We start from the raw sequence: 21,924 nt of genomic DNA, 5'->3' as shown, positions 1-21,924 counted from the left end.
GGCTTTTTTATTTTCCCCCAAGGGGCCCGGCGCGGGGGCGGGGGGGGGGGGGGGGGGGGGGGGGGGGCGGGGGGGGGGGGGGGGGCCCCCCCCCCCCCCCCCCCCGACCCGCTCATGACGAAGGGGGCGGATGCCGATGCATCCGCCCCCTTCGTCTGCGCGCTACTTCTCGGTGCCGACGGCCCCGTCGATGTTGCCGCGAACGTCGTCGATCTTGTCGTGGTGCTCTTCACCGACGACCTTCTTCGCCGCGTCGCTCACGCCGTCGAGGATCTTGTCGCTGATGTCCTCGGCCTGCTCGCTGTTCAGCGCCTCGTCGATCTTGTCCTTGTTCTCCTCGATGAAGTCCTGTGCCTTCTTCGTGATGTCGTCCAGAGCGCCCATCGCCCCCCGCCTTTCGTGTCTGTTCGGTCGTGCTCTCGTCATCGTATGTGGCGGACGACGCAGGGGGAAGGGGGGCCGATGCGGCTCGTCCGTCCCGCCATCCGGCCGTCGTCGGCGGTTCACCCGCGCATGGCAGACTCGACGGGTGCCCGCGATCATTCCCGCCGAGACCGAACTCCGGGGGCGCCACGTGCGCCTCACCCCGCTCGCCGTCGACGACTTCCCCGAGCTGTACGAGGCGCTCGCCAGGCCCGAGGTGTTCGCCGGCGGATTCGGCGGCGGCCCCGCCGGGCGGCCCGAAGGGCGGGCAGCCTTCGACGACTGGGCGCACGCGTACTACTTCGGTCGTGGCGGCGACGCCGCCCTGCCGTTCGCGGTACGCCTCGAGGGCGGCCCCGACGCCGGGCGGATCGTCGGCGCGACGAAGCTCGCCGACTTCGACACCGCGAACGAGTCGACCCACATCGGCTGGACCGGCTACCACCCAGATGTCTGGGGCACTGCCGTGAACCCCGAGACGAAGCTGCTGCTGCTCGACCTCGCCTTCTCGCACGGCTTCGGCCGGGTGAAGATCCAGGCCGATTCCGTGAACGCCCACTCGCGTGCGGCGATCGAGAAGCTCGGTGCGAAGCTCGACGGCGTCATGCGCCGCGACAAGCGCCGCGCCGACGGCAGCTGGCGCGACAGCGCCGTCTACTCGGTGATCATCGACGAGTGGCCCGAGGTGCGGGCCGGGCTCGAAGCTCGAGTCGCCCGCTTCACGGCCGACTCGAACGCGTAGCTCGGCGCGTTCGCGTACGAGCCCCGTTTCCGGTGTGAGTCCGGTTTCCGCCTGCGAGCTCCGGATGCGTCGGGTTCGGTCGCGGAGATCGGGTTCAGTGCGGGCGGGAGGTCACGACAGCAGGTCGATCGCGCCGTCGACGAGGGCGGCCGCGCCGCCGAGGTAGGCGATGACGATGACCGCGGCGCGCGCGGCACGATGGCCGACGCGAGGGGCGAGCCACTCGCCGGCGACGAGCCCGACGAGCAGCGCGCCGACGATGAAGGGCCAGGCTCCGGCGTCGAGCGCCGGCCACGCCCACCCCGTCGCCGCCAGCTTGCCCGTGAGGGCGGCCGCACCGATCGCGACGAAGTACGCCTGCGCCGTCGCCGCGAACGCCGTCTGCGACCAGCGGGTCGCGACGGCGTACACGCTGAGCGCGGGTCCGCCGACGCCCGCTGAGGCGTTCATGAAGCCCGAGGCGGTGCCCGCGATGATCGCGGGCGCGGGGCCGCTCGCCGTGTGCTCGGTCCGGGTCACGAGCAGCGTCACCGTGAGGGCGACGATCACGAGAACGCCGACGCCGAGCTGCAGCACCGGGCCCGGCACCAGGGTCGCGACGAGGGCGCCCGCCGCGGTGCCGACGAACGCGGGAAGCACGAGCCACGTGAAACGGCGCCATTCGACGTCGCGCCACACCCGCGGCAGGATCAGCAGCGACGAGAGCACCGCGCAGAGGTTCACGACGATGACGCCGTCGAAGGGCCCCAGCAGGATCACGAGGGCGGGGGAGGCGATGAGCGCGAAGCCCATGCCGGTCACCCGCTGGGCCGCCGCACCCACGAGCACGGAGACGGCGATGGCGAGGAGCACCGGGACAGCCTAGTTCAGCGCCGCCATCGTGCCGCTCGGCTCATGGTCGCTCGGGCACGTGCAGCCGGCGAAGATAAGCCTCGGTGCCGGTCGGGGCGCCGCGGCGGTCGAGCCGCGAGACGACGATCGTGACGAGCACGGCGACCGGCACGGTCCACGCGGCCGGCTGCTCGAGGAACGGGCGCAGTGCCGGCACTGCCGCACCGAGCGCCCCGCCCCCGAGGATCGCGGCGCCCGAGAGCGCCGCCCCGGTGAGCATGCCCGAGATCGCACCGCGCGCGGTGAGCCCGCGCCACCAGATCCCGAGCACGAGCATCGGGCAGAGGGTCGACGCGGTGAACGCGAAGACGAGGCCGACGCTGCCGGCGAGCCCGGCCGACTCCGTCGCGAGGGCGACGGCGAGGGGCACGACGGTCGAGACGACCGCGGCGATCCGGAAGCCGCGCACGCTGCCGCCCAGCAGGTCCTGGCTGATCACGCCGGCGAGCGAGACGACGAGCCCCGACGACGTCGAGAGGAACGCGGCGAAGGCTCCCGCGATGACGAGCGCCGTCAGCAGCTCGCCGGCGAGGCCGGGCACGAGCCGATCCGGCAGCAGCAGGATCAGCGCATCGGCGTCGCCCGGCGCCGCGAGGTCGGGGGCGAACGCCCGCCCGAGGAACCCGAAGGCGGTCGGGAACAGGTAGAAGACGCTGAGCAGCACGAGCACGATGACGGTCGTGCGGCGCGCGGCGACGCCGTCGGGGTTCGTGTAGAAGCGCACCAGCACGTGGGGGAGTCCGAGGGTGCCGAAGAGCAGCGCGACCATGAGCGACACGGTGCGGTACACCTCGAGGTCGCCGGGGCCCGCCTCGGGCGGGAACGCGGCGACGGGCGGCAGCTCGGCCGCGACATCCCCGCCCCCGACGACGAGGAGCAGGGCGATCACCGGCACCGCGAGCGCCGTGAGCTTGAGCCAGAACTGGAACGCCTGCACGAAGGTGATCGAGCGCATGCCGCCCGCCGCGACCACGACCGCGACGATCACCGCGACCGCGACCGACCCCGCCCAGGCGGGCAGCCCCGTCGTGATGCGCACCGTGAGGGCCGCGCCCTGCAGCTGCGGCACGATGTAGAACCAGCCGACCACGATGACGAGGAGGCTCGTCACCCGCCGGGCCGCGAGCGACTCGAGGCGCGCCTCGGTGAAGTCGGGGATCGTGTACGCGCCGCTCCGCCGCAGCGGTGCCGCGACGAAGAGCAGCAGCATGAGGTATCCCGCCGTGTACCCGATGGGGAACCACAGCGCCGACGCGCCCGTGAGCAGGATGAGCCCCGCGATGCCGAGGAACGACGCCGCCGAGAGGTACTCGCCGCCGATCGCCGACGCGTTCCACCACGGGCGCACCGTGCGGCTCGCGACGTAGAAGTCGCTCGTCGTGCGCGAGACCCGCAGGCCGTAGAAGCCGATGACCGCCGAGGCGAGCGCGACGGCGACGATCGCGGTGTAGCCGACGGCGGGGTTCACGAGTCCTCGTCCTCCGCCAGCGCACGGTAGCGGGCCTCGTTGCGCGACGCGGCCCGCACGTAGAGCACGCCGACGGTGATCGCGAGCGGGTACACGCCGAAGCCGAGCAGCAGCCACGAGGCGGGTACCCCGAGCACGAAGGTGCGGTCGAGGTCGGGCACGAGGGCGATCGCGACGACGAACAGCACGGTCGCGACGACGAAGCCGGCCGCGACCGTGAGCGCCAGCCGCAACTGCGAGCGGATGAGCGAGCGCACGTAGACGCCCTGCACGTCGCTCGGCTCGCGTCGTCCGGGTCGGCCGGGCGGCCGGGCGGATGCCTCGCCCGCGCCCCGTCGCGGCGCGGTCACCCGCACCCGCTGCGGCCGCTCCTCGCTCATGGCCGCGCCCGCAGGGTCGCCTGCTCGAGCCGGTCGCGCAGCCCGGGCAGCAGCCGCCGGCTCACGGGCAGCTCGGCCTGTCCGACCACGACGCTCGGGTGGTCGGCGCCGAGTCGCACCCGGGAGACGTGCGCGAGCGACACGAGGTACGAGCGGTGCACCCTGACGAAGCCCGCCTCGGCCCACTGCCGCTCGAGGTCGGCCATCGGCACGCGCACGAGGTAGCTCGCCTCCTCGGTGTGCAGGCGCGCGTAGTCGCCCTGCGCCTGCACGTAGCGCACGTCGTCGCGGCGGATCATGCGAGTGGTGCCGCCGAGCGTCACCGCGATCATCTCGGGCGGTGCGGATGCCTCGGGCGCGCCCCGGCCCGCGGCGCTCGCGCTCGCCGCGGCGATCGCCTCGACCACCCGCCCGATCGAGCGGTGCAGCCGCTCGGTGCGCACCGGCTTCAGGAGGTAGTCGACGGCGGCGAGGTCGAAGGCCTCGAGCGCGCCCTCCTCGTCGGCGGTGACGAAGACGAGCACCGGGCGGTGCTCGAACCGGCCGAGGGCGCGCGCGAGGTCGAAGCCCGTGAGCCCGGGCATGTGGATGTCGAGGAATGCTGCGTCGACCGGCTCGCGGGTGAGCAGGCGGATGGCCTCGGCGCCGGAGGAAGCCTGGTGGATGACGCCGATGCGCGGGTCCTGGCGGAGCAGGAACGCCAGCTCGTCGATGGCCGGCTGCTCGTCGTCGGCGATGAGCACGGAGATCATGGGGTGATCCTCCCATCTCGGCGGGGGCCCGCCTTGGGCACGCGCATGCGCACGAGGGTGCCGGCGCCGAGGTTCGTCTCGACCACGAGCCCGTGCTCCTCGCCGTACACCTGGCGGAGCCGCGCGTCGACGTTGCGGAGGCCGACGTGCTCGCCGCTCGCCGTGCCGCCCGCGAGCGCGAGGGCCAGCGTCTCGGGGTCGATGCCCACGCCGTCGTCCTCGACGCTGAGCTCGGCGAAGGCGCCCGAGTCGGACGCCTCGATCGTGATGCGCCCGCCGCCCTCCTTCGACTCGAGCCCGTGCCGCACCGCGTTCTCGACGAGCGGCTGGATCGAGAGGAACGGCACCACCGTCGAGAGCACCTCGGGGGCGATCTGCAGCGTCACCTTCAGCCGGTCGCCGAAGCGGGCGCGTTCGAGCTTCAGGTAGCTGTCGATCGAGCGCAGCTCCTCCGCGACGGTCGTGAAGTCGCCGTGCCGGCGGAACGAGTAGCGGGTGAAGTCGGCGAACTCGAGCACGAGCTCGCGGGCCTTCTGCGGGTCGGTGTTGATGAAGGAGGCGATGGCGTTGAGCGAGTTGTAGATGAAGTGCGGGCTGATCTGGGCGCGGAGCGCACGCACCTCGGCCTCGGCGAGGGCGGCTCGCGAGGCATCCAGCTCGCCCAGCTCGACCTGCGCGGCCACCCAGTCGGCGACCTCCCCGGTGGCGCGCACGAGCCCTGCCCGAACCGGCGAGGCGAAGGCGACGATCGCGCCGACCGGGCCCGTTCCGCCGACGATGGGCGCGGCGACGGCGTCGGTCTCCCACGCGCCGACGGGGATGCGGCGCTGCACCTGGGCGCGGCCGCCGGCCAGCACCTCGGCGACGAGCCGCTCGGCGACCTGCCGCACGGCGTCGTCGCCGTCGATCGCGATGGTGCCCGCCCGGTCGGCGATCGCGAGGCTGTCGGCGCCGAGGAGGGCGCGCAGGTGCTTGCCCGCCCGCTGCGCATCGGGGCCGTCGATGCCGCCCCGCAGGTGCTTCGCCGCCCGCGAGGCGAGGTGCAGCGTCTGGTAGGTGGCCTGCTCGGCGTCGGTGCCGAGCTCCTTCGACGCGAGCACCAGCCGGCGGAGGAACAGCACGAGCCCGACCGCGAGCGCCCCGCCGATCGCGCCGAGGACGGCGGCGAGCAGCATCGACTCGGGCATGGAGGCCAGCGTAATCGCTCGGCCGCCGAGCCACCCGTCGCTCGTCGAACCCGCTCCGCCGTTCGTCGCACGGTCGATGCCGTTCGGCGACGACGAACGGCGACCGCCCCACGCGGCGGGCGGGGCGTACGAGAGTGGGCGCACGCAACGCAGCGAAGGCGACTCTCGCCGACGCCCGGTGCAGATCACCCCCGAAGGAAGATCACCCCCGATGAAGGAGACGCCATGGGCAACGAGGCCCTGAGCGCGGAGAACGAGACGGCCAGGCCCGTCGACTACCGCGCGGTGCAACAATCCCCCGAGTTCCAGCAGCTGCGTTCGAGGCACCGGAGGTTCGTCTTCCCGGTGCTCGGTGCATGCCTCGCCTGGTATCTCGCCTACGTGCTGCTCGCGAGCTACGCCCACGACTTCATGTCGACGCCCGTGTGGGGCAACGTGAACGTCGCGATGCTGCTCGGCCTGGCGCAGGTCGTCACGACCTTCGCCGTCACCACCTGGTACGTCAGCTACGCCAACCGCCGCCTCGACCCGCTCGCCGGTGAGATCCGCGACGAGATCGAGACCGCGCAGTTCGCTCCCGAGGGGGTGGCCCGATGAGCCTCGACACCATCGTGCGCGCGGCGGACGCCGCCCCGGCCGCCGCCCCCGGCGAGCCCTGGCTCAACATCGCGATCTTCGGCGCCTTCGTCGCGATCACGATGATCATCGTGTTTCGCGCGAGCCGCAACAACAAGACCGCCGCCGACTACTACGCCGCCGGCCGTTCGTTCACGGGCGGCCAGAACGGTTCGGCGATCGCGGGCGACTACCTCTCGGCGGCGTCGTTCCTCGGCATCGTCGGCGCGATCGCGATCACCGGGTACGACGGGTTCCTCTACTCGATCGGGTTCCTCGTGGCGTGGCTCGTCGCGCTGCTGCTCGTCGCCGAGCTGCTGCGCAACACCGGCAAGTTCACGATGGCCGACGTGCTCTCGTTCCGGTTGAAGCAGAAGCCGGTGCGCATCGCCGCCGCGACGACGACGCTCGTCGTCTGCTTCTTCTACCTGCTCGCCCAGATGGCTGGCGCCGGCGGGCTCGTCTCGCTGCTGCTCGGCATCGGCGACCAGGTCGGCCAGGCAGTCGTCATCACCGTGGTCGGCGCGCTCATGATCCTCTACGTGCTCATCGGCGGCATGAAGGGCACCACCTGGGTGCAGATCATCAAGGCGATCCTGCTCATCGCGGGCGCCGGCGTGATGACGGTCTGGGTGCTCGCGCTCAACGGGTTCAACTTCTCGACCCTGCTCGAGAACGCGGTCGCGACCGCAGGCAACCCTGAGATCCTGAACCCGGGCCTGAAGTACGGCGTCTCCGACATCGCGAAGGTCGACTTCCTCTCGCTGGGCCTCGCGCTGGTGCTCGGCACGGCGGCGCTGCCGCACGTGCTCATGCGGTTCTACACGGTGCCCACCGCGAAGGAGGCCCGCAAGTCGGTCGTCTGGGCGATCTGGCTCATCGGCATCTTCTACGTGTTCACGCTCGTCCTCGGCTACGGCGCCGCCGCCCTCGTGGGTGCCGACGTCATCGCCGCGGCCCCCGGCGGCCCGAACTCGGCGGCCCCGCTGCTCGCGTTCGAGCTCGGCGGCCCGCTGCTGCTCGGCCTGATCTCGGCGATCGCGTTCGCGACGATCCTCGCGGTCGTCGCCGGCCTCACGATCACCGCGGCGGCCTCCTTCGCGCACGACATCTACGCGTCGGTCGTGAAGAAGGGCAAGCCCGAGCCCGGCGCCGAGGTGAAGGTCGCGCGCCGCACGGTCGTCATCATCGGCATCGTGGCGATCATCGGCGGCATCGGGGCGAACGGCCAGAACGTCGCGTTCCTCGTGGCGCTCGCCTTCGCGGTCGCGGCCTCGGCCAACCTGCCGACGATCGTGTACTCGCTCTTCTGGAAGCGCTTCACCACGAAGGGTGCCCTCTGGAGCATGTACGGCGGCCTCGCCTCGGCGATCCTGCTCATCATCTTCTCGCCGGTCGTCTCGGGCTCCGAGACGTCGATGCTGAAGACCGAGGCGATCGACTTCGCGTTCTTCCCGCTGTCGAACCCCGGCATCGTGTCCATCCCGCTCGCCTTCTTCCTCGGCTGGCTCGGCACGGTGCTCGACAAGGGCACGGAGGACCCGCTCAAGCAGTCCGAGATGGAGGTTCGCTCGCTCACCGGCGTCGGCGCCGAGAAGGCGTCGCAGCACTAGGGTTCCGGCGGCGGGTGGAGGCCCGCCGCCGGGCAGTACTCGACACGGCGGCACCGCCTGTCCCAACCGTGTCGAAACCGATCGGGCGGATGCCCCGGGGCCAGCCCCGAGGCATCCGCCCGCTTCGGTTCACGAAGGCGAGCCGCGGCGGCGCAGGCGGGCGATCGCCCAGCCGATGAGGCCGAGCCCCACGGCGGCGACGAGCGCGCCGATGATCAACCAGAGCGTCGAGCCGGACATCACGGAGCCCGGCAGCAGTCCGAGGCCCTGAAACAGCCAGACGCCGCCGATGACGGTCAGCAGCGCGCCGACGACGATGATGAGCCAGTTCATTGGTTCCGCCTTCCACTCGTTCTCGGGGTCTAGATACGCTTCGCTGCTCGACCGGCTGAAGCGCTACATGTTGATCATGTGGCTACTGCCCCGGAATCACAAGGAAGTAGCGGCCTCGGTCCGCGAGGAGTCCGCAAGGCGCTCGCGGAGTACCGCGCCGATGGCCGCTCGGCCGGTCTCGTCGCGGTCGGGCCAGAGGTGCCCGTAGACGTTCAGGGTGATGGCCGGGTTGGCGTGGCGCACGAGGACGGAAACGGTCTTGACGTCGAGGCCGGACGCGATGAGCAGGCTCGCGTAGTAGTGCCGTAGGTCATGGAGTCGGAAGCCCTCGGGCAGCCCGTCGACGGTCTCGCGGGCGGCTTGAACTGGTCGTTGAGCATCGTCGCTGATACCTGGCGGCCCCACGGGTTGACGACGATGTGATCGCTCGAGAACTTCGCCGGCATGCGACTCAGCTCGAGCGCGAGCTCCTGCGGGATCGGGATCGGTTTGAGCGATTGCTCGGTCTTGAGGGGCTCGCCGTCATTCTGGAACTCCGGTGTGATGAGCCCACGCATGAAGTCGACGTCCTGCACGCGCAGCGCGATGATCTCGGCTCGGCGGAGGCCAGCGAAGGCGCCGAGCAAGATCGCCGGCCGCAGCCCCTCAGACATGGCGTCGTGCAGCGCCCACACCTGCGCCGTTGACGCACGCGCAGTTGACACCTGACCAGGCGCGTTCCCTCGCGGTCGCGCTGATCGAGGCAGCGCAGGGGGCTGAGCGCACGGGCAGCGACGATTGGCCGTAGTCGCGGTCGGGTTCGAGCGGAGAGCGTCCGAGGCGCTCTCCTCTCGGCGACTCCGACGTAGCATCACATCGATTTGGAGAGCTCATGTCTGAACGGCTGCCGATCGAAGCGCGCACTGGCGTCCGCCTCTTCTGCGAGGGTCCCACCGGCGCGTTTGCTTGAGCTTCGAGCGACCTTACGCGATTCAGAGGAACTGCTGCCACGTCGCGACCTCGCCGTTGGGGAGCTCGTACGTGAAGACAACTGTGATGATCGCGGGGCCACCGAGCACGTGATGCACCCTGAATTCGTAGCCCTCGCCCGGGTGGACTGTGAGCGGCCAGCTGAAGAGGGTGGTGATGTTGGCCGGCGATTCCGACGCCATCTCGAGCAGCGTGACAGGATGATCGGTGGCATTCCTGAGGATGTAGTGGCCCCGGCGTAGGGTGCGGATCTCCCAGGGTGAAGCGGGCGTCTGTCGACGGTAGGTCGAGGTCGTGCGCAGTGGGTGCACAGGTTCGTCTTGGGTGTCGCGCCATTCGGCTGCCTCTTGAGCAGCCTGACCCATCGCCACGACGGCCGAGTGCGGATCGCCGAGGTCGCTCTTGTTGGCCTCGCGGGCGATCTCGGTCAAGCCCTTCCTCGTCCCGATCTCGCGGATGAGGGCCCACGCTGCCACGCCGCTCGAGACAATCGCGCCGACTGCGCCGAGATAAGCGGGGAAGACGACGCCCCAGAAATCAGTCGGCGATTCCGGCGCCAGCACCTCGAGCATGCCCGCACTCTATCGGGTACTGCGAGGGCAGCCGACTTCGACGAGTTCGGGCAGGTCGCATTTGAAATGCGGCTGGTTACCGCAACGCTCAGGTACGCATCGCATCGCTGAGCGGGCAGCATGCCTTGCTCCGGATGAGGTATCAGCGGATCACCGATACTGACAGCGTTGAGTGCGAGCTACTGCTGCGTGTCGGCCTCTCGGTCACGCAGGCGGCAAGAGCCCGAGCTCGCGGCATCGTGTGGCCCGACGGTTCGCCGTTGCGCGGCTGATGCTCAGAACCTTCGCGGTCGCCGTCATCGCGCGGTGAGCGTTGCGAACGCGCTGCTCGGCGTAGACCTTCGCGAACTCGACGAGTTCGTCGGGCGCTGCGCCTCGCGATGCCGCGCGGCTTGGCATTGGCAGATGTGGGGCCTGACGGACGTATTACTCGTGCATGAGGCCCCATTCGATCTGCTCGGCGAGATCCTCATAGTCGGGGTACCCGCGTCCTGTGTACGCTCGCGCATGTCACTGGCAACTCGGCCGGGGCAGAACGAAGGAGCGTTTCATGGGCCACATCGAAATACGGGCGCGTGGTGAAGGCTTCGCGGTCCGCGTGGTGCGCGGCGACGACGTACGCGATTCGTACGTGACGAACACGCTCGGCATCAGTGCCGTCTTCGAGGAGTACGGCGTTGGCGAAATCGGGCCAGTCGAGGATGTCACGGACGAGAACGGCGAGGTCTACCGGCGAGCACCATTCATCGGTTGACCGGGGGCGTTCCACTCCAGGCAACGCGGCGAACCTCGCCCCTGGCCCCGCATCATCTTCGGGACCTCCCGATAGTGGTCTGCGGGCCATCGCCACTCAGTCGAACGTTCGACTCCTGTTCCGATCCGTCCACCGCCCTACCCCGCAGCCTTGCCGCACGCGCGCACACGCAACGCGCGCACGCGCATAGGTGTGACCGGTGCTTTCAGCCAAGAAGGTGAGGGGGGATCGCCCCGATGTCGGGCGCGGTGCCGGGGGATGTGCGGGGCAGCACCTCGGGGGCGTCTCCTGCGCCGATGCTGTGGAGCTTCCACCCTCCGAGTTCTGGGCGCCATATCCAGGTGAAGGTGTGTGGAACCACAACGGTCTCGGGCGTCGTGATCATCCGGGCGTCGGGCGAGTACTCCATGAGCCAGACATAGGCGACATCTGGTGCGCTCGGGTACGACCGCGCAACGGAGTTGATCCCGTACTGTGCCTCAAGAGCGCGTGCGGCCGCCGTAAAGTCGCCCCAGGCCGGCAGTGACTCGGGGGTGACAACAAGGCGGAGAAATTCGTGCGACTGGTCGAGGGCTGTGAGCGCCGCGTAGACCGCGGCTGTCAGCTTCACCGGATGTTCGGGCGGGATCGATTCGAACGCAACCGAGGCGTCGTCCGCATCCGACCAGGTTTCTGTGCTCATCGTTGTCCTCCGTTGTATGCACGGCTACCGCCTTCACGATACCCAGCACCTCCGACAGCAGGGGTCAGGCGTGGTGCCGGTGAATGTCGTACAGCTGGTAGCTGATGCGACGGTAGGCCTTGGTTGCTTTGCCGTCGCGTTGCCGTGTCGTTTGGGGCAGGTGGAGTAGCTCGCCGATGAGCTCTTCCTCGCGAGTGAGGCGTGCGAGCGCGGCGTCGACGCGGTGAGCTTCGGTCGCGGTGGCTGTGCGCCAGTCGTCGTCGAACGAGAGCCTATACTCGCGGGCGATCTTCGAAACGGACCCCGATGAGACGCCGAAGCTGCGTGCGATCTGGTTGCGCCCCTCGCCGGCGCGGATCGCATCGGCGACGGCGTCGTGGGTGCTGCCGGGGCGCGGTAGGCGCTTCGGCATGCTTCGACGGTACGCCTCGGTGGGGATTCCGAGGGAAGCGTCAGTACCACTCGCGACGAGCTCGCCCTCTGGCGTGCTTGACCCATCCGGCTTTGGCTTCGATCGTGGTGCGACTGCCCTTCCCGCGACGTCCGCAACTGCAGACCCAGACCGCGGTCGAGTATCCGTCGCGATCAACACCTTCGTAGAAGTCGAGTAACTCGTGCATGGCGTTACGGTAAGGCGAACCGCTGACACTCGACACACCCGGCATGGACATGCCATGACCGGATGTCCCTCGTCGTGGGGGTCGCGTACCCCCCGAAAAGGCCGTAACTGGGGCTAACGTGCCACGCGCGGCAATCCTAGGCTCGACGGCATGAACGTTGGCGAGATGATGTGGCAGGTGATGCTTGCAGTACCGGGGTACCTGATTCAGGCGGTGCAGCAGAACCCGGGGCAGTGGATTGCGATCGGCGCAACCATCGCGGTGCTTGCTTTCGTCGCCCTGGCGGCTCGGCGACTTGCAGTGCGACGAGGATGAGGGAACGTCGATGAGCGTACATGCGGTGGGAGCAGCAATGCCCACGCGTGAGGAAGCTACTCGCGCCGCTGCGCGAGTCGCATCAGAGGGCTATCGGGTGCTTTTCCTGATCCCGCTCGACGAGGCTGCCCGCCGCTGCACGCGGCCAGGCGGCCCATCGGTCGAGGAGATGCACGAACGCATCGCGGAGAAGCGGCGCACGCGATTACGCCCGCAGTCGACCGGCGGCCACGCGGCGGACGAGCCCGTCTAGTCCGGACGTGAGCTAGCTGAGCACCCAGGATTCGAGGGCGCTTCCCTCGACTGCCCCCAGCGACTCGAATCCGAAACGTGCAAAGAGTCGCTTGCTTGGTTCGTTGTCCTGATGGATTCGAGCCCAGATGCCGCAATCCATGCCGTTGTCGGCCTTCGTCCGATGGAGGGTAGTCAGTCCTGCCTCGAGGGCCTCATTCCCGATGCCTTGGCCTCGAAGGTCGACCCGCACAGCGACAGCCAAGACCATGAGCTGCTCACCGTCGGAGTCGAACGACACCCTCGTCACGGCCGCGAGGTCTCCGGCGTCATCCTGAGCTAAGAGCAGCGCCTCGGATTCAGGGACTGGCGGGTGGAGGGTTCGGAGCCCAGACTGGACCTCCAGCTCCCAAAGTCTCGGGTGAAAATTACCGCGATGCAGCTCGTACTGCAGCCGCGGCGGCTCTGCGCACACGAACCGCTGGAGCGCGATTCGGTGGGTTCGATTCGCGGAGTGCCAGGTGAGCAATTTCTACGAGCGCTGCTTCAACGCCGCGAAGGCGTCCTTCTCTGACTGGCTCAGCGTCTTGTTGCCGATTCCATCGTGGTAGGCGTCAGCCAGTTCGGCTCGCTTCATGTCCGTCATACCGTCATTGCCGACCTCGACCTGGGCTTGCGCCTCGGGTCGTACGAGTGTCAGTGCCGGAGTCATAACCAGATGCTACCGGACATGGGTAGATTGCGCCCCAAGTCCGCAGCTAGTCCGCAAGGATCTCGAAACAGCCCAATCCCAACCAATCGGGTGCAATCATGAAATAGCTGGTGAAAGGACGTATTCAAGGAGAGCCAACGCTGGCCGATCACGCTCAACTACATGTTGATCATGTGGCCGGCCAGGCCGTGGAACGCCTCCTGCAGCGCCTCCGACAGGGTGGGGTGGGTGTGCACGTTGCGGGCCAGTTCGAGCGCGCCGAGGTCCCACTTCTGGGCGAGCGTGAGCTCGGGCAGCAGCTCCGACACGTCGGGCCCGATGAGGTGGCCGCCGAGCAGCTCGAGGTGCTTCGCATCGGCGACGAGCTTCACGAAGCCCACGGGGTCGCCGAGGCCGTTCGCCTTGCCGTTCGCGGTGAACGGGAACTTGGCGACGACCACGTCGTAGCCCTCGTCGCGGGCCTGCTGCTCGGTGAGCCCGAAGCTCGCGACCTGGGGCGAGCAGAACGTCGCGCGCGGCATCATCCGGTAGTCGCCGAGCTCCATCGTCTCGGCGTCGCCGATGGTCTCGGCCGCGACGACGCCCTGGGCCTCGGCGACGTGCGCGAGCATGAGCTTCGCGGTCACGTCGCCGATGGCGTAGATGTGCGGCACGTTCGTGCGCATCCGCTCGTCGATGGCGATCGCGCCGCGCTCGGTGAGTTCGACGCCCGCGTTCTCGAGCCCGAAGCCCTCGACATTCGGGGCGAAGCCGACCGAGATGAGCGCCTTGTCGGCGACGAGCGAGTCCGGCTGCCCGTCGGCGCCGGTGTACGACACGGTGACCGAGGTGCCGTCGTCGACGACCTGCTCGACCTTCGTCGACGAGAGGATCGGGACGCCGAGGTTGCGGTACTGCCGGGTGATCTCCTTCGAGACCTCCGCGTCTTCGTTGGGCAGCGCCCGGTCGAGGAACTCGATCACGGTGACCTCGACGCCGTAGTTGCGCAGCACGTAGGCGAACTCCATGCCGATGGCGCCGGCGCCGACGATCGCGATCGAGCGGGGCAGGTCGCGGGTGAGGATCTGCGTCTCGTAGGTGACGACGTTCTGCGACAGCTGCACGCCGGGCAGGAGCCGCACCCGCGAGCCGGTCGCGATGATCGCGTTGCGGAACGAGACCTGCTCGACCGAGCCGTCGGCCTTCGTCACGTCGATCGTGTTCGCGTCGCGGAACGACCCGCGCCCGTCGAACTCGGTGATGCCGTTCTTCTTCATCAGGAAGTGCACGCCCTTGACGTGCTTCTCCGAGACCTGGCGGCTGCGGTCGAACGCGGCGCCGAAGTCGAAGTGCACGTCGCCCGAGATGCCGAAGGTCGCGGCCTGGTCGTGGAAGATGTGCGCGAGCTCCGCGTTGCGCAGCAGCGCCTTCGATGGGATGCAGCCGACGTTGAGGCACACGCCGCCCCAGTAGCGCTCCTCGATGACCGCGACCTTCAGGCCGAGTTGTGCGGCGCGGATCGCGGCGACGTAGCCGCCGGGGCCCGCGCCGAGGACGACGACGTCGAATTCGCTCATGGGCGTCAGCATATGCCTGTGCGCTGTCGGTATCGAGGGCGGCGGGATGTCGCGCCCTGCCGTTCTTCGGCGGATTCCGGACACCGAGTTCCCAGACGGTTCCGGGCGGGGGAGGGCCGCCGTAGCCTCGGTGGGTGAGCAGCACCGAGCAGATCGAAGCCCCCGCGGGGGCATCCGGGTCATCCGCGTCGCCGACGCCGAAGCGGCTGTCGACGTGGCTGCAGTTCCTCGCGATGGGGCTCGTGTGGGGTGCCAGCTTCCTCTTCATGAAGGTCGCGCTCGACGGGGTGTCGTTCGGGCAGGTCGCGTGGTCGCGCACCCTGCTCGGCGCCCTCGCGCTCGGGGCCATCGTGCTCGTGACGCGGCCGCGGGTGACGGCCCCTGACGGAACGCCGGGGCCGGTGCTGCCGCGCGAACCGGCGGTGTGGGGGCACTTCCTCGTGGTGTCGCTCACGACCTGCGTGATCCCGTACCTCTGCTTCGCCTGGGCCGAGCAGTACGTGTCGTCGAGCCTCGCCTCGATCTACAACGCGACGACCCCGATCATGACGGCGCTCATGGCGACGCTCGTGTTCCGCGTCGAGCGGCTCGGGCTGAGCCGTTGGGCGGGCGTCGGCGTCGGCATCCTCGGGGTGCTCGTCGTGATCGGCCCGTGGCAGATCACGGCGCTCACCGGCAGCGTCGCGGGCCAGCTCGCCTGCCTCGTCGCGACCGCCTGCTACGGCTTCACCTTCGGGTACCAGCGCCGGTTCCTGAGCGGCCGCCCGATCGCGCCGGCGACCTTCGCGTTCCTCTCGATCGGGGTGTCGGCCGTTGTCATGCTCGTGCTGACGCCCGTGGTCGCGATCGGCCCGGTCGCGCTCGACTGGCCCATCGCGCTGTCGCTCGTCGCGCTCGGTGTGCTCGGCACCGGCCTCGCCTACATCTGGAACATCAACGTGCTGCGCGCGTGGGGACCGACCGGCACCTCGACGGTCACCTACGTGACGCCCGTCGTCGGCGTCGCCCTCGGGGTCGTGCTCCTCGGCGAGCGGTTCTCGTGGCACGAGCCGCTCGGCGCGGCGCTCGTGCTCGTCGGCATCCTGCTGACGCAGGGGCGGTTGCGGTTCGGTCGGCGCCGCCGGGCGGGCGCATAGCGCGTTCACGCCTTCTCGACCGACTGGGGGGTTGACAACCGCGCCCGAGGGTGGTTGGTTAGTTGGTGAAGTAACTAACCAACTTGCGAAGCTTTCGCATCGTCGCACCAGAGATAGGCGGGCATGGACGACTCGCGGCCGATCTTCATCCAGATCGCGGAACAGCTCGAGAACGACATCATCGACGGGGCGCTGCCCGAGGGTTCGCAGATCCCGTCGATCAACGAGTTCGCCGCGTTCCTCAGGGTGAACCCGGCGACGGCACTGAAGGGGGTGGGTCGTCTTGTCGACGACGGATTCGTGGAGAAACGACGGGGGATCGGCATGTTCGTGACCGTGGGCGCCCGCGACCGGCTCATCGAGCGGCGGCGGGCCGAGTTCAGCACCCAGTACCTCAGACCACTTCTCGTCGAGGCCGACAAGCTCGGCATCGACGTCGACGACCTGGCGGGCATGCTCGTCGCACTCCGATCCGAGAGGACCGCATCATGACCACCACCGTGGCCCGCGTATCCGGGCTCACCAAGCGCTACGGCGACTTCACCGCGGTCGACGGCGTCGACTTCACGCTCGAGGAGAACCGCATCTACGGGCTCCTCGGCCGCAACGGCGCCGGCAAGACCACGATCATGCAGCTGCTCACCGGGCAGCTCTTCCCGAACGGCGGCGAGATCGAGGTGTTCGGGCGCACCCCGGCCGAGCACGCCGACGTGCTGCGCCGCCTCTGCTTCATCGCCGAGTCGCAGCGCTACCCCGAGGACTTCGGTCCGAGGCACGTCTTCAAGGCGGCGCCGTGGTTCTTCGAGAACTGGGACCAGGAGTTCGCCGACCGGCTCGTCGCCGACTTCCGGCTCCCGCTCAAGCGCCCCATCAAGAAGCTCAGCCGAGGGCAGCTCTCGGCGGTCGGCGTCATCGTCGGTCTCGCCTCCCGGGCCCCGCTCACCTTCTTCGACGAGCCGTACCTGGGTCTCGACGCCGTCGCTCGCCACATCTTCTACGACCGGCTGCTCGAGGACTACGTCGCGCACCCCCGCACGATCGTGCTCTCGACGCACCTGATCGACGAGGTCGCGAACCTGCTCGAGCACGTCATCCTGATCGACCAGGGCCGGATCCTCCTCGACCGCGACGCCGACGAGGTGCGCGGCTCGGCGACGACGATCGCGGGGGCCCGTGCGGCCGTCGAGCAGTTCGTTGCCGACCGACCGGTGATCGGCCGCGAAGGGCTCGGCGGGCTCGCCTCCGTCACCATCGACGGACGGCTCGACCAGGCCGAACGCGTGCGTGCGGCCGAGCTCGGGCTCGAGCTCGCACCCGTGTCGCTCCAGCAGCTCATCGTCCACCTCACCGGCACCGACCTCGCCGGTTCGACCGAACAGGAGGCCGCAGCATGACCACCGTCACCACCACCGCCGGCACCGCCGAACGCGAGGCCGCCGCGCCGAGCCGGGTCCGAGTCGGCGAGATCTGGCGCATCGTGCGTCTGCTCGCGGTGAATCCCGCGATCTTCTTCGGCGTCCCCTGGCTCATCCTCGGCGGCGCGTGGGCCGTCACGATGGTCATCGCGCTCATCATCCAGGGCGCGGGCGCCTCGACCGCCGACATGCAGGAGGGGTTCCGCTACAGCTGGGCGGTGCTCTCGCCGCAGTGGTACCTCGTCGCCGTCGGCGTGCAGGCCGTCGCGTTCACCTTCTCGTTCGCGCTCGGCTTCGGCTCGACGCGTCGCGACTACTGGCTGGGTCTGAGCGCGATGTTCGTGTTCGTCGCCGCCGAGATGGCCGTGGCCATCGCGACCCTCGTGCAGATCGAGAAGGCGACGGGCGGCTGGTGGATCGGGGCCGGCATGTTCGACACGCTCTGGTACGGGCAGTCGGGGTGGGCGTTCGACTTCTTCAGCACCTTCTCGTTGCAGCTGTTCGTGCTCTTCGTCGGCGCCGGTGCGACGACGGTGTACATGCGCTGGCGGGTGCGCGGCATGATGATCCTCTTCTTCAGCTTCGTCGCCCTCGTGCTCGCCCTCATCGCCGGGTTCACCTTCACGAACACGTGGCCGGCGGTGATGAGCTGGTTCGCCGCCATCGGACTGCTCGGCGTGTTCACCCTGACGCTCGTGGCCGCGGTCGTCGCCGCCGTGGCGGGGTTCCTGGTCATCAGGCGGGCCACGCCCCGGTGATGGCCACGGGTCATTCGGGGGGATGACCCCGTCGGGCGGGAGATACCTCTCCCGCCCGACGCGTGCGCGGCACCTGCCCCGGCAGGCTCGAAGCATGAGTTCCTTCGTGCTCGAGGCATCCGGCCTCGTCAAGTCCTTCGGCCAGACGCACGCGCTCGCGGGCGTCGACCTCCGTGTCCGCACCGGCGAGTCGCTCGCCATCATGGGAGCCTCCGGCTCGGGCAAGACGACGTTGCTGCACTGCCTCGCCGGCATCGTCGCCTCCGACGCCGGCAGCGTCTCGTTCCAGTCGGGCGCCGGGCGGGTCGAGGTCACGGGGCTCGGCGAGCGCGAGCGCTCGCGCCTCCGTCGTGAGGCCTTCGGGTTCGTGTTCCAGCAGGGGCTGCTGATCCCCGAGCTCACCGCGGTCGAGAACGTCGCGCTCGCGCTGATGCTGAACGGGATGCCGCGCGCCCGGGCCGAGGAGTACGGCCGCGGCTGGCTCGCCGCCCTGGGGCTCGCGGGCATGGAGGATCGCCGCATCGGGCAGCTCTCGGGCGGCCAGGCGCAGCGCGTCGCCATCGCGCGGGCGCAGGTCACCGGTGCAGCCGTGGTGTTCGCCGACGAGCCCACCGGCGCGCTCGACTCGACCACGTCGGCCGAGGTGATGCGGGCGCTGCTCGACTCGACCACGGGCCAGGGCCGCACGCTCGTCGTCGTCACGCACGACGCGGACGTCGCCGGGCTCTGCTCCCGCATCGTCGACATGCGCGACGGGCGCATCGTCGGCGAGCGGGTGCCCGCGGGCGCGGTCCCGACCGCGGCGGCGACCACTCCCGAGAGCGCGGAGGCCGGCGCGTGATCGCCCGCGTCGCCTGGCTGCTCGCCCGGCCGGGAACCGGCGGCCTCGCCCCGCTCGCGCTGCCGGTCACGGCATTCGCCATCGTCACGGCGCTGCTGCTCACCGTGCTCGGCGGCGCCCAGTCGTTCTGGAGCTGGACCGACGACATGGGCGTCACCTACCAGGCGCTCGCGGTGATCGCCCTCGTACTCCTCGTGGTGCCGCTCGCCTCGCTCGGCGGCGCCGCGGCACGGCTCTCCGCCCGTCGGCGCGACGACCGGCTCGCGACCCTGCGCCTGCTCGGCGCGACGCCCGCCGCGGTCTCCGCGCTCGCCGTGCTCGAATCGGTCGTGCTGGCGGTCGTCGGCGCCCTCGCCGGGGTCGTGCTCTACTTCCTGCTCGCGCCGCTCGTCGCACTCATCCCGTTCCGCGGCGAGCCGCTCGGTCTCGACGGCGTGCTGCTCGGTCTGCCGGCGCTCGCGGGCGTGGTCGCCGGCGTCGGGCTGCTCGCCGCCGCGAGCGCGGTGCTCGGGCTCCGCCAGGTCGTCATCTCGCCGCTCGGCGTGCGCACGAAGCAGGACGCCCCGAAGCTGCACTGGGTGCGCATCGTCGCGGGTCTCGCGGTCATCGCGGTCGCGTTCCTCATGATGAGCGCACTGCAGGTCGCCGGCTCGATGATGGCCATCCTCGCGATGCTCGGCGCGGCCTTCGGCGGCACGATCGCCGTGCTCAACCTCATCGGGCCTTGGGTGATCCGCATCGTCGCGCAGTCGCAGGCACGGCGTGCGAAGACGCCCCAGCGGCTGCTCGCCGCCCGCGCCGTGCTCGAGTCGCCCAAGGCGGCCTGGCGGCAGGTCTCCGGCGTCGCCATGACGAGCTTCATGGCCGTGTTCGCGGGCACCGGCATCGCGCTGCTCGGATCGTTCGGGGAGGCCGCCGACACCGAGTCGATGCTGCTGTTCGCCGACATCCGAACCGGCATCCTCATCACCGTCGTCGGCTCGTTCCTCATGGTCGCCTGCTCGGTCGGCGTCAACCAGGCCGCGGGCATCCTCGACCGGGCGGAGATCTCCCGGTCGCTCGGGATGCTCGGCATGCCGACCCCGACGATGGAGGCCGCGCGGCGCCGTGCGGTGATGTCGCCGCTGCGCATCACCGCGATCGGCTCGGCGGTGACGGCGGCCGTGGTGATGCTGCCGCTCACCGGGATCACGATCATCGTCGCCCCGCTCTCGCTCGCGGTCATCGCGGCCGTGCTCGCCGGCGGGATCGGCGTGGTCTGGCTCGGCCTCCTCGCGACGAAGCCGATGCTCGATCGGGCCGCGGCCGTGGGGTGATCACCCGGCGTCATGCTTCGCGCGAGCCGACCGTTGCGAAGTACGCTCGAAGCATGACCAACCCGCCCGCCTTCGACGACCGCGACGCTGCGATGAGCGAACTGCTCGGCATCCGCTCGAGCATCGACAACATCGACGCGGCGCTCATCCACCTGCTCGCCGAACGCTTCAAGTTCACGCAGCAGGTCGGTCGGCTGAAGGCGAAGCACGGCCTGCCGCCGAGCGATCCGGGCCGGGAGCAGCGCCAGATCGCCCGTCTGCGGGCGCTCGCGATCGACGCCCACCTCGACCCCGCCTTCGCCGAGAAGTGGTTCAACTTCGTCGTCGCCGAGGTGATCCAGCACCACGAAGAGCTCGCCAACGGCGGCGGCACCGCCGGCGAGCTGTGAGCCGCGCCGCCCGCCGGGGCTGGTACCCGCTCGAGCTGCCCCCGCAGGCGGGCAAGCGGTACCTCGTCACGGGGGCGAACGCCGGGCTCGGCTTCTTCACCGCCGCCCGCCTCGCCGGCGCCGGTGCGCACGTGGTGCTCAGCGGGCGCAGCCCCGAGCGGCTCGAGGCCGCGATGGCCGCGATCCGCGGCGCGCGCCCCGAGGCATCCATCGAACCGATCGTGATCGACCAGGCCTCGCTCGACTCGGTGCGGGCGGGGGTCGCACGGCTGCGGCATCGCCCGGCCTTCGACGGCATCGTGACGAACGCGGGCATGGTGCACACGCCGGGCGAGCGCCTCGAGTCGCCCGACGGCAACGAGCTCGTGCTCGCGACGAACGTGCTCGGCCACTTCGCGCTGCTCGCCGGGCTACTGCCCCACCTCGCGCCGGGTGCCCGGGTGGTGGCTCTCGGCTCGCTCTCGAGCCGGCTGTCGACGTTCCGCGTCGACGACCTGCAGCTCGAGCGCGGCTACGACTTCTGGCGCGCCTACGCCCAGTCGAAGATCGCGACGCAGGTCTTCGCCTTCGAGCTCGACCGGCGGCTGCGGGCGGCGGGCAGCAGCGTGTCGAGCCTCGTGGCGCACCCCGGCTACTCGATCAGCGGACGCACCCCTCGCGTGCCCGGCGTGAACGAGCCGAGCGCGGGCAGCCGTTTCGCCGATGCGCTGCAGGCGGCCTGGGCCCAGGGCAAGCACCGCGGCGCCGAGATCACGCTGCACGCGCTCACCGCGCCCGAGGCCGAAGGCGGCCAGTTCTGGGGGCCGCGCTGGTCGACGAAGGGCGACCCGACCCTGCAGAAGCCCACGCGCACCTCGATCGACCCCGCGATCGGGGTTCGCTTCTGGTCGTTCGCCGAAGCGGCGACCGGCACCGCGTTCCCGGTCGCGGCATGAACGAGCCGGCCGGGCGCCCGCGGCTCTTCGCCCGGCCCGGGTTCCGGCGCGTCCTCTCGCGCGTCGTCGTCGTCATCGGCATCGTGCTGGCCCTGATCGGCGTGGTCACGGCCCGCTACGGCTGGCTCTTCGCGGGGATCGTCGTCGTCGGCCTCGGCGCCGCGATGGGGCCCGGTCGCATCCGGCGATAGGTCCGCTCGGCGGCCCGGCTCGGCCCTCTCCGGCCGGTCGGCGCGCTCTCGCGCGCACGCGCCGCGCGGGGTTCACCTCCCGGTAACCGTGCCGCCGCCGGGTGTTGGCGGCCGCTGCCTACGTTGAG

At 70.2% G+C, this 21,924-nt stretch carries 28 protein-coding genes; 14 read left to right on the top strand and 14 right to left on the bottom strand.

Going from position 1 to position 21,924, the window contains the following annotated elements; translation table 11 throughout:
* Positions 1 to 162: 162 nt before the first annotated feature.
* A complete protein-coding gene (locus ACFVTR_RS08950; protein ID WP_376943265.1) occupies positions 163 to 384 on the bottom strand; it encodes an antitoxin in 222 nt (73 codons plus the stop codon).
* Between the two features lie 145 nt (positions 385 to 529).
* Here ACFVTR_RS08950 and ACFVTR_RS08945 point away from each other — a divergent pair, with 145 nt between their 5' ends.
* Entirely contained in the window at positions 530 to 1,165 is a 636-nt protein-coding gene (locus ACFVTR_RS08945; protein WP_387036586.1) for a GNAT family N-acetyltransferase, read from the top strand.
* Between the two features lie 111 nt (positions 1,166 to 1,276).
* On the opposite strand, the gene ACFVTR_RS08940 is transcribed toward ACFVTR_RS08945, so the two are convergent.
* From ACFVTR_RS08940 to ACFVTR_RS08920, 5 genes are read right to left on the bottom strand one after another with little or no spacing between them, the layout of a single operon-like run.
* Positions 1,277 to 2,017 carry a TSUP family transporter gene (locus tag ACFVTR_RS08940; protein WP_387036584.1) on the bottom strand — a complete coding sequence of 247 codons (741 nt, stop codon included), beginning with the start codon at positions 2,015 to 2,017 and terminating at the stop codon, positions 1,277 to 1,279.
* Positions 2,018 to 2,057: 40 nt separating this feature from the next.
* Positions 2,058 to 3,524 carry a cation acetate symporter gene (locus ACFVTR_RS08935; protein WP_387036582.1) on the bottom strand — a complete coding sequence of 489 codons (1,467 nt, stop codon included), beginning with the start codon at positions 3,522 to 3,524 and terminating at the stop codon, positions 2,058 to 2,060.
* Positions 3,521 to 3,904, bottom strand: a complete 384-nt coding sequence (locus tag ACFVTR_RS08930; RefSeq protein ID WP_387036580.1) for a heavy metal transporter — start codon at positions 3,902 to 3,904, stop codon at positions 3,521 to 3,523. Before ACFVTR_RS08930 ends, ACFVTR_RS08935 begins: the two co-directional genes overlap by 4 nt.
* The gene (locus tag ACFVTR_RS08925) at positions 3,901 to 4,656 is read right to left on the bottom strand and encodes a LytR/AlgR family response regulator transcription factor (protein WP_376943277.1); all 756 of its coding nucleotides are present in this window, start codon (positions 4,654 to 4,656) and stop codon (positions 3,901 to 3,903) included. The genes ACFVTR_RS08930 and ACFVTR_RS08925 overlap by 4 nt, the downstream gene beginning before the upstream one ends.
* Positions 4,653 to 5,843: a sensor histidine kinase gene (locus tag ACFVTR_RS08920; RefSeq protein ID WP_387036578.1), complete on the bottom strand. Its 1,191-nt coding sequence runs from the start codon at positions 5,841 to 5,843 to the stop codon at positions 4,653 to 4,655. The genes ACFVTR_RS08925 and ACFVTR_RS08920 overlap by 4 nt, the downstream gene beginning before the upstream one ends.
* Positions 5,844 to 6,068: 225 nt before the next feature.
* Between ACFVTR_RS08920 and ACFVTR_RS08915 the strand changes: the two genes are divergently transcribed.
* Entirely contained in the window at positions 6,069 to 6,440 is a 372-nt protein-coding gene (locus ACFVTR_RS08915) for a DUF485 domain-containing protein (RefSeq protein ID WP_387036577.1), read from the top strand.
* On the top strand, positions 6,437 to 8,071 hold the full coding sequence (locus tag ACFVTR_RS08910) for a cation acetate symporter (protein ID WP_387036575.1): 1,635 nt from the start codon (positions 6,437 to 6,439) through the stop codon (positions 8,069 to 8,071). The genes ACFVTR_RS08915 and ACFVTR_RS08910 overlap by 4 nt, the downstream gene beginning before the upstream one ends.
* 129 nt (positions 8,072 to 8,200) lie before the next feature.
* Here the strand turns inward: ACFVTR_RS08910 and ACFVTR_RS08905 are convergent, their stop codons facing one another.
* From ACFVTR_RS08905 to ACFVTR_RS08895, 3 genes are all read right to left on the bottom strand, one after another.
* Positions 8,201 to 8,404, bottom strand: coding sequence for a hypothetical protein (locus tag ACFVTR_RS08905; protein ID WP_387036573.1), 204 nt, complete (start codon positions 8,402 to 8,404; stop codon positions 8,201 to 8,203).
* A 96-nt stretch (positions 8,405 to 8,500) separates the two neighbouring features.
* Entirely contained in the window at positions 8,501 to 8,809 is a 309-nt protein-coding gene (locus tag ACFVTR_RS08900; RefSeq protein ID WP_387036571.1) for a tyrosine-type recombinase/integrase, read from the bottom strand.
* A 566-nt stretch (positions 8,810 to 9,375) separates the two neighbouring features.
* Positions 9,376 to 9,945 carry a hypothetical protein gene (locus ACFVTR_RS08895; protein ID WP_387036569.1) on the bottom strand — a complete coding sequence of 190 codons (570 nt, stop codon included), beginning with the start codon at positions 9,943 to 9,945 and terminating at the stop codon, positions 9,376 to 9,378.
* A gap of 550 nt (positions 9,946 to 10,495) precedes the next feature.
* On the opposite strand from ACFVTR_RS08895, the gene ACFVTR_RS08890 reads away from it, so the two are divergent.
* On the top strand, positions 10,496 to 10,699 hold the full coding sequence (locus tag ACFVTR_RS08890; protein WP_387036567.1) for a hypothetical protein: 204 nt from the start codon (positions 10,496 to 10,498) through the stop codon (positions 10,697 to 10,699).
* Between the two features lie 205 nt (positions 10,700 to 10,904).
* Here ACFVTR_RS08890 and ACFVTR_RS08885 read toward each other — a convergent pair whose 3' ends face one another.
* Both ACFVTR_RS08885 and ACFVTR_RS08880 read right to left on the bottom strand, forming a co-directional pair.
* A complete protein-coding gene (locus tag ACFVTR_RS08885) occupies positions 10,905 to 11,381 on the bottom strand; it encodes a hypothetical protein (RefSeq protein ID WP_387036565.1) in 477 nt (158 codons plus the stop codon).
* Between the two features lie 64 nt (positions 11,382 to 11,445).
* Positions 11,446 to 11,793, bottom strand: a complete 348-nt coding sequence (locus ACFVTR_RS08880) for a hypothetical protein (protein ID WP_387036562.1) — start codon at positions 11,791 to 11,793, stop codon at positions 11,446 to 11,448.
* Between the two features lie 358 nt (positions 11,794 to 12,151).
* Here ACFVTR_RS08880 and ACFVTR_RS08875 point away from each other — a divergent pair, with 358 nt between their 5' ends.
* On the top strand, positions 12,152 to 12,316 hold the full coding sequence (locus ACFVTR_RS08875; RefSeq protein WP_387036560.1) for a hypothetical protein: 165 nt from the start codon (positions 12,152 to 12,154) through the stop codon (positions 12,314 to 12,316).
* A gap of 265 nt (positions 12,317 to 12,581) precedes the next feature.
* Here ACFVTR_RS08875 and ACFVTR_RS08870 read toward each other — a convergent pair whose 3' ends face one another.
* The 3 genes from ACFVTR_RS08870 to lpdA form a co-directional block, all read right to left on the bottom strand.
* Entirely contained in the window at positions 12,582 to 13,022 is a 441-nt protein-coding gene (locus tag ACFVTR_RS08870) for a GNAT family N-acetyltransferase (protein ID WP_387036611.1), read from the bottom strand.
* Between the two features lie 57 nt (positions 13,023 to 13,079).
* On the bottom strand, positions 13,080 to 13,259 hold the full coding sequence (locus ACFVTR_RS08865) for a hypothetical protein (protein WP_387036559.1): 180 nt from the start codon (positions 13,257 to 13,259) through the stop codon (positions 13,080 to 13,082).
* Between the two features lie 158 nt (positions 13,260 to 13,417).
* Positions 13,418 to 14,815 carry a dihydrolipoyl dehydrogenase gene (lpdA, locus tag ACFVTR_RS08860; RefSeq protein WP_387036557.1) on the bottom strand — a complete coding sequence of 466 codons (1,398 nt, stop codon included), beginning with the start codon at positions 14,813 to 14,815 and terminating at the stop codon, positions 13,418 to 13,420.
* 134 nt (positions 14,816 to 14,949) lie between these two features.
* Between lpdA and ACFVTR_RS08855 the strand changes: the two genes are divergently transcribed.
* From ACFVTR_RS08855 to ACFVTR_RS08815, 9 genes are all read left to right on the top strand, one after another.
* Positions 14,950 to 15,951, top strand: a complete 1,002-nt coding sequence (locus ACFVTR_RS08855) for a DMT family transporter (protein WP_387036555.1) — start codon at positions 14,950 to 14,952, stop codon at positions 15,949 to 15,951.
* A gap of 123 nt (positions 15,952 to 16,074) precedes the next feature.
* The gene (locus ACFVTR_RS08850) at positions 16,075 to 16,443 is read left to right on the top strand and encodes a GntR family transcriptional regulator (protein WP_387036553.1); all 369 of its coding nucleotides are present in this window, start codon (positions 16,075 to 16,077) and stop codon (positions 16,441 to 16,443) included.
* The gene (locus tag ACFVTR_RS08845; RefSeq protein WP_387036551.1) at positions 16,440 to 17,345 is read left to right on the top strand and encodes an ABC transporter ATP-binding protein; all 906 of its coding nucleotides are present in this window, start codon (positions 16,440 to 16,442) and stop codon (positions 17,343 to 17,345) included. Before ACFVTR_RS08850 ends, ACFVTR_RS08845 begins: the two co-directional genes overlap by 4 nt.
* A complete protein-coding gene (locus ACFVTR_RS08840) occupies positions 17,342 to 18,124 on the top strand; it encodes a hypothetical protein (RefSeq protein WP_387036549.1) in 783 nt (260 codons plus the stop codon). Before ACFVTR_RS08845 ends, ACFVTR_RS08840 begins: the two co-directional genes overlap by 4 nt.
* Positions 18,125 to 18,218: 94 nt before the next feature.
* Positions 18,219 to 18,965 carry an ABC transporter ATP-binding protein gene (locus ACFVTR_RS08835; RefSeq protein WP_387036547.1) on the top strand — a complete coding sequence of 249 codons (747 nt, stop codon included), beginning with the start codon at positions 18,219 to 18,221 and terminating at the stop codon, positions 18,963 to 18,965.
* Entirely contained in the window at positions 18,962 to 20,281 is a 1,320-nt protein-coding gene (locus ACFVTR_RS08830; RefSeq protein WP_387036545.1) for an FtsX-like permease family protein, read from the top strand. The genes ACFVTR_RS08835 and ACFVTR_RS08830 overlap by 4 nt, the downstream gene beginning before the upstream one ends.
* Before the next feature lie 53 nt (positions 20,282 to 20,334).
* Positions 20,335 to 20,670, top strand: coding sequence for a chorismate mutase (locus ACFVTR_RS08825; RefSeq protein WP_376943302.1), 336 nt, complete (start codon positions 20,335 to 20,337; stop codon positions 20,668 to 20,670).
* Positions 20,667 to 21,605 (top strand): SDR family NAD(P)-dependent oxidoreductase, encoded by a 939-nt coding sequence (locus tag ACFVTR_RS08820; protein ID WP_387036544.1) that lies wholly within the window; start codon positions 20,667 to 20,669, stop codon positions 21,603 to 21,605. Before ACFVTR_RS08825 ends, ACFVTR_RS08820 begins: the two co-directional genes overlap by 4 nt.
* Complete coding sequence (locus ACFVTR_RS08815; protein ID WP_387036542.1) at positions 21,602 to 21,796, top strand: hypothetical protein; 195 nt, start codon at positions 21,602 to 21,604, stop codon at positions 21,794 to 21,796. The genes ACFVTR_RS08820 and ACFVTR_RS08815 overlap by 4 nt, the downstream gene beginning before the upstream one ends.
* Positions 21,797 to 21,924 lie beyond the last annotated feature (128 nt).

This window comes from Agromyces sp. NPDC058126 (assembly GCF_042884595.1).
In the GTDB taxonomy this organism is placed as follows: domain Bacteria; phylum Actinomycetota; class Actinomycetes; order Actinomycetales; family Microbacteriaceae; genus Agromyces.
This window is presented reverse-complemented; position numbering and strand designations above follow the sequence as displayed.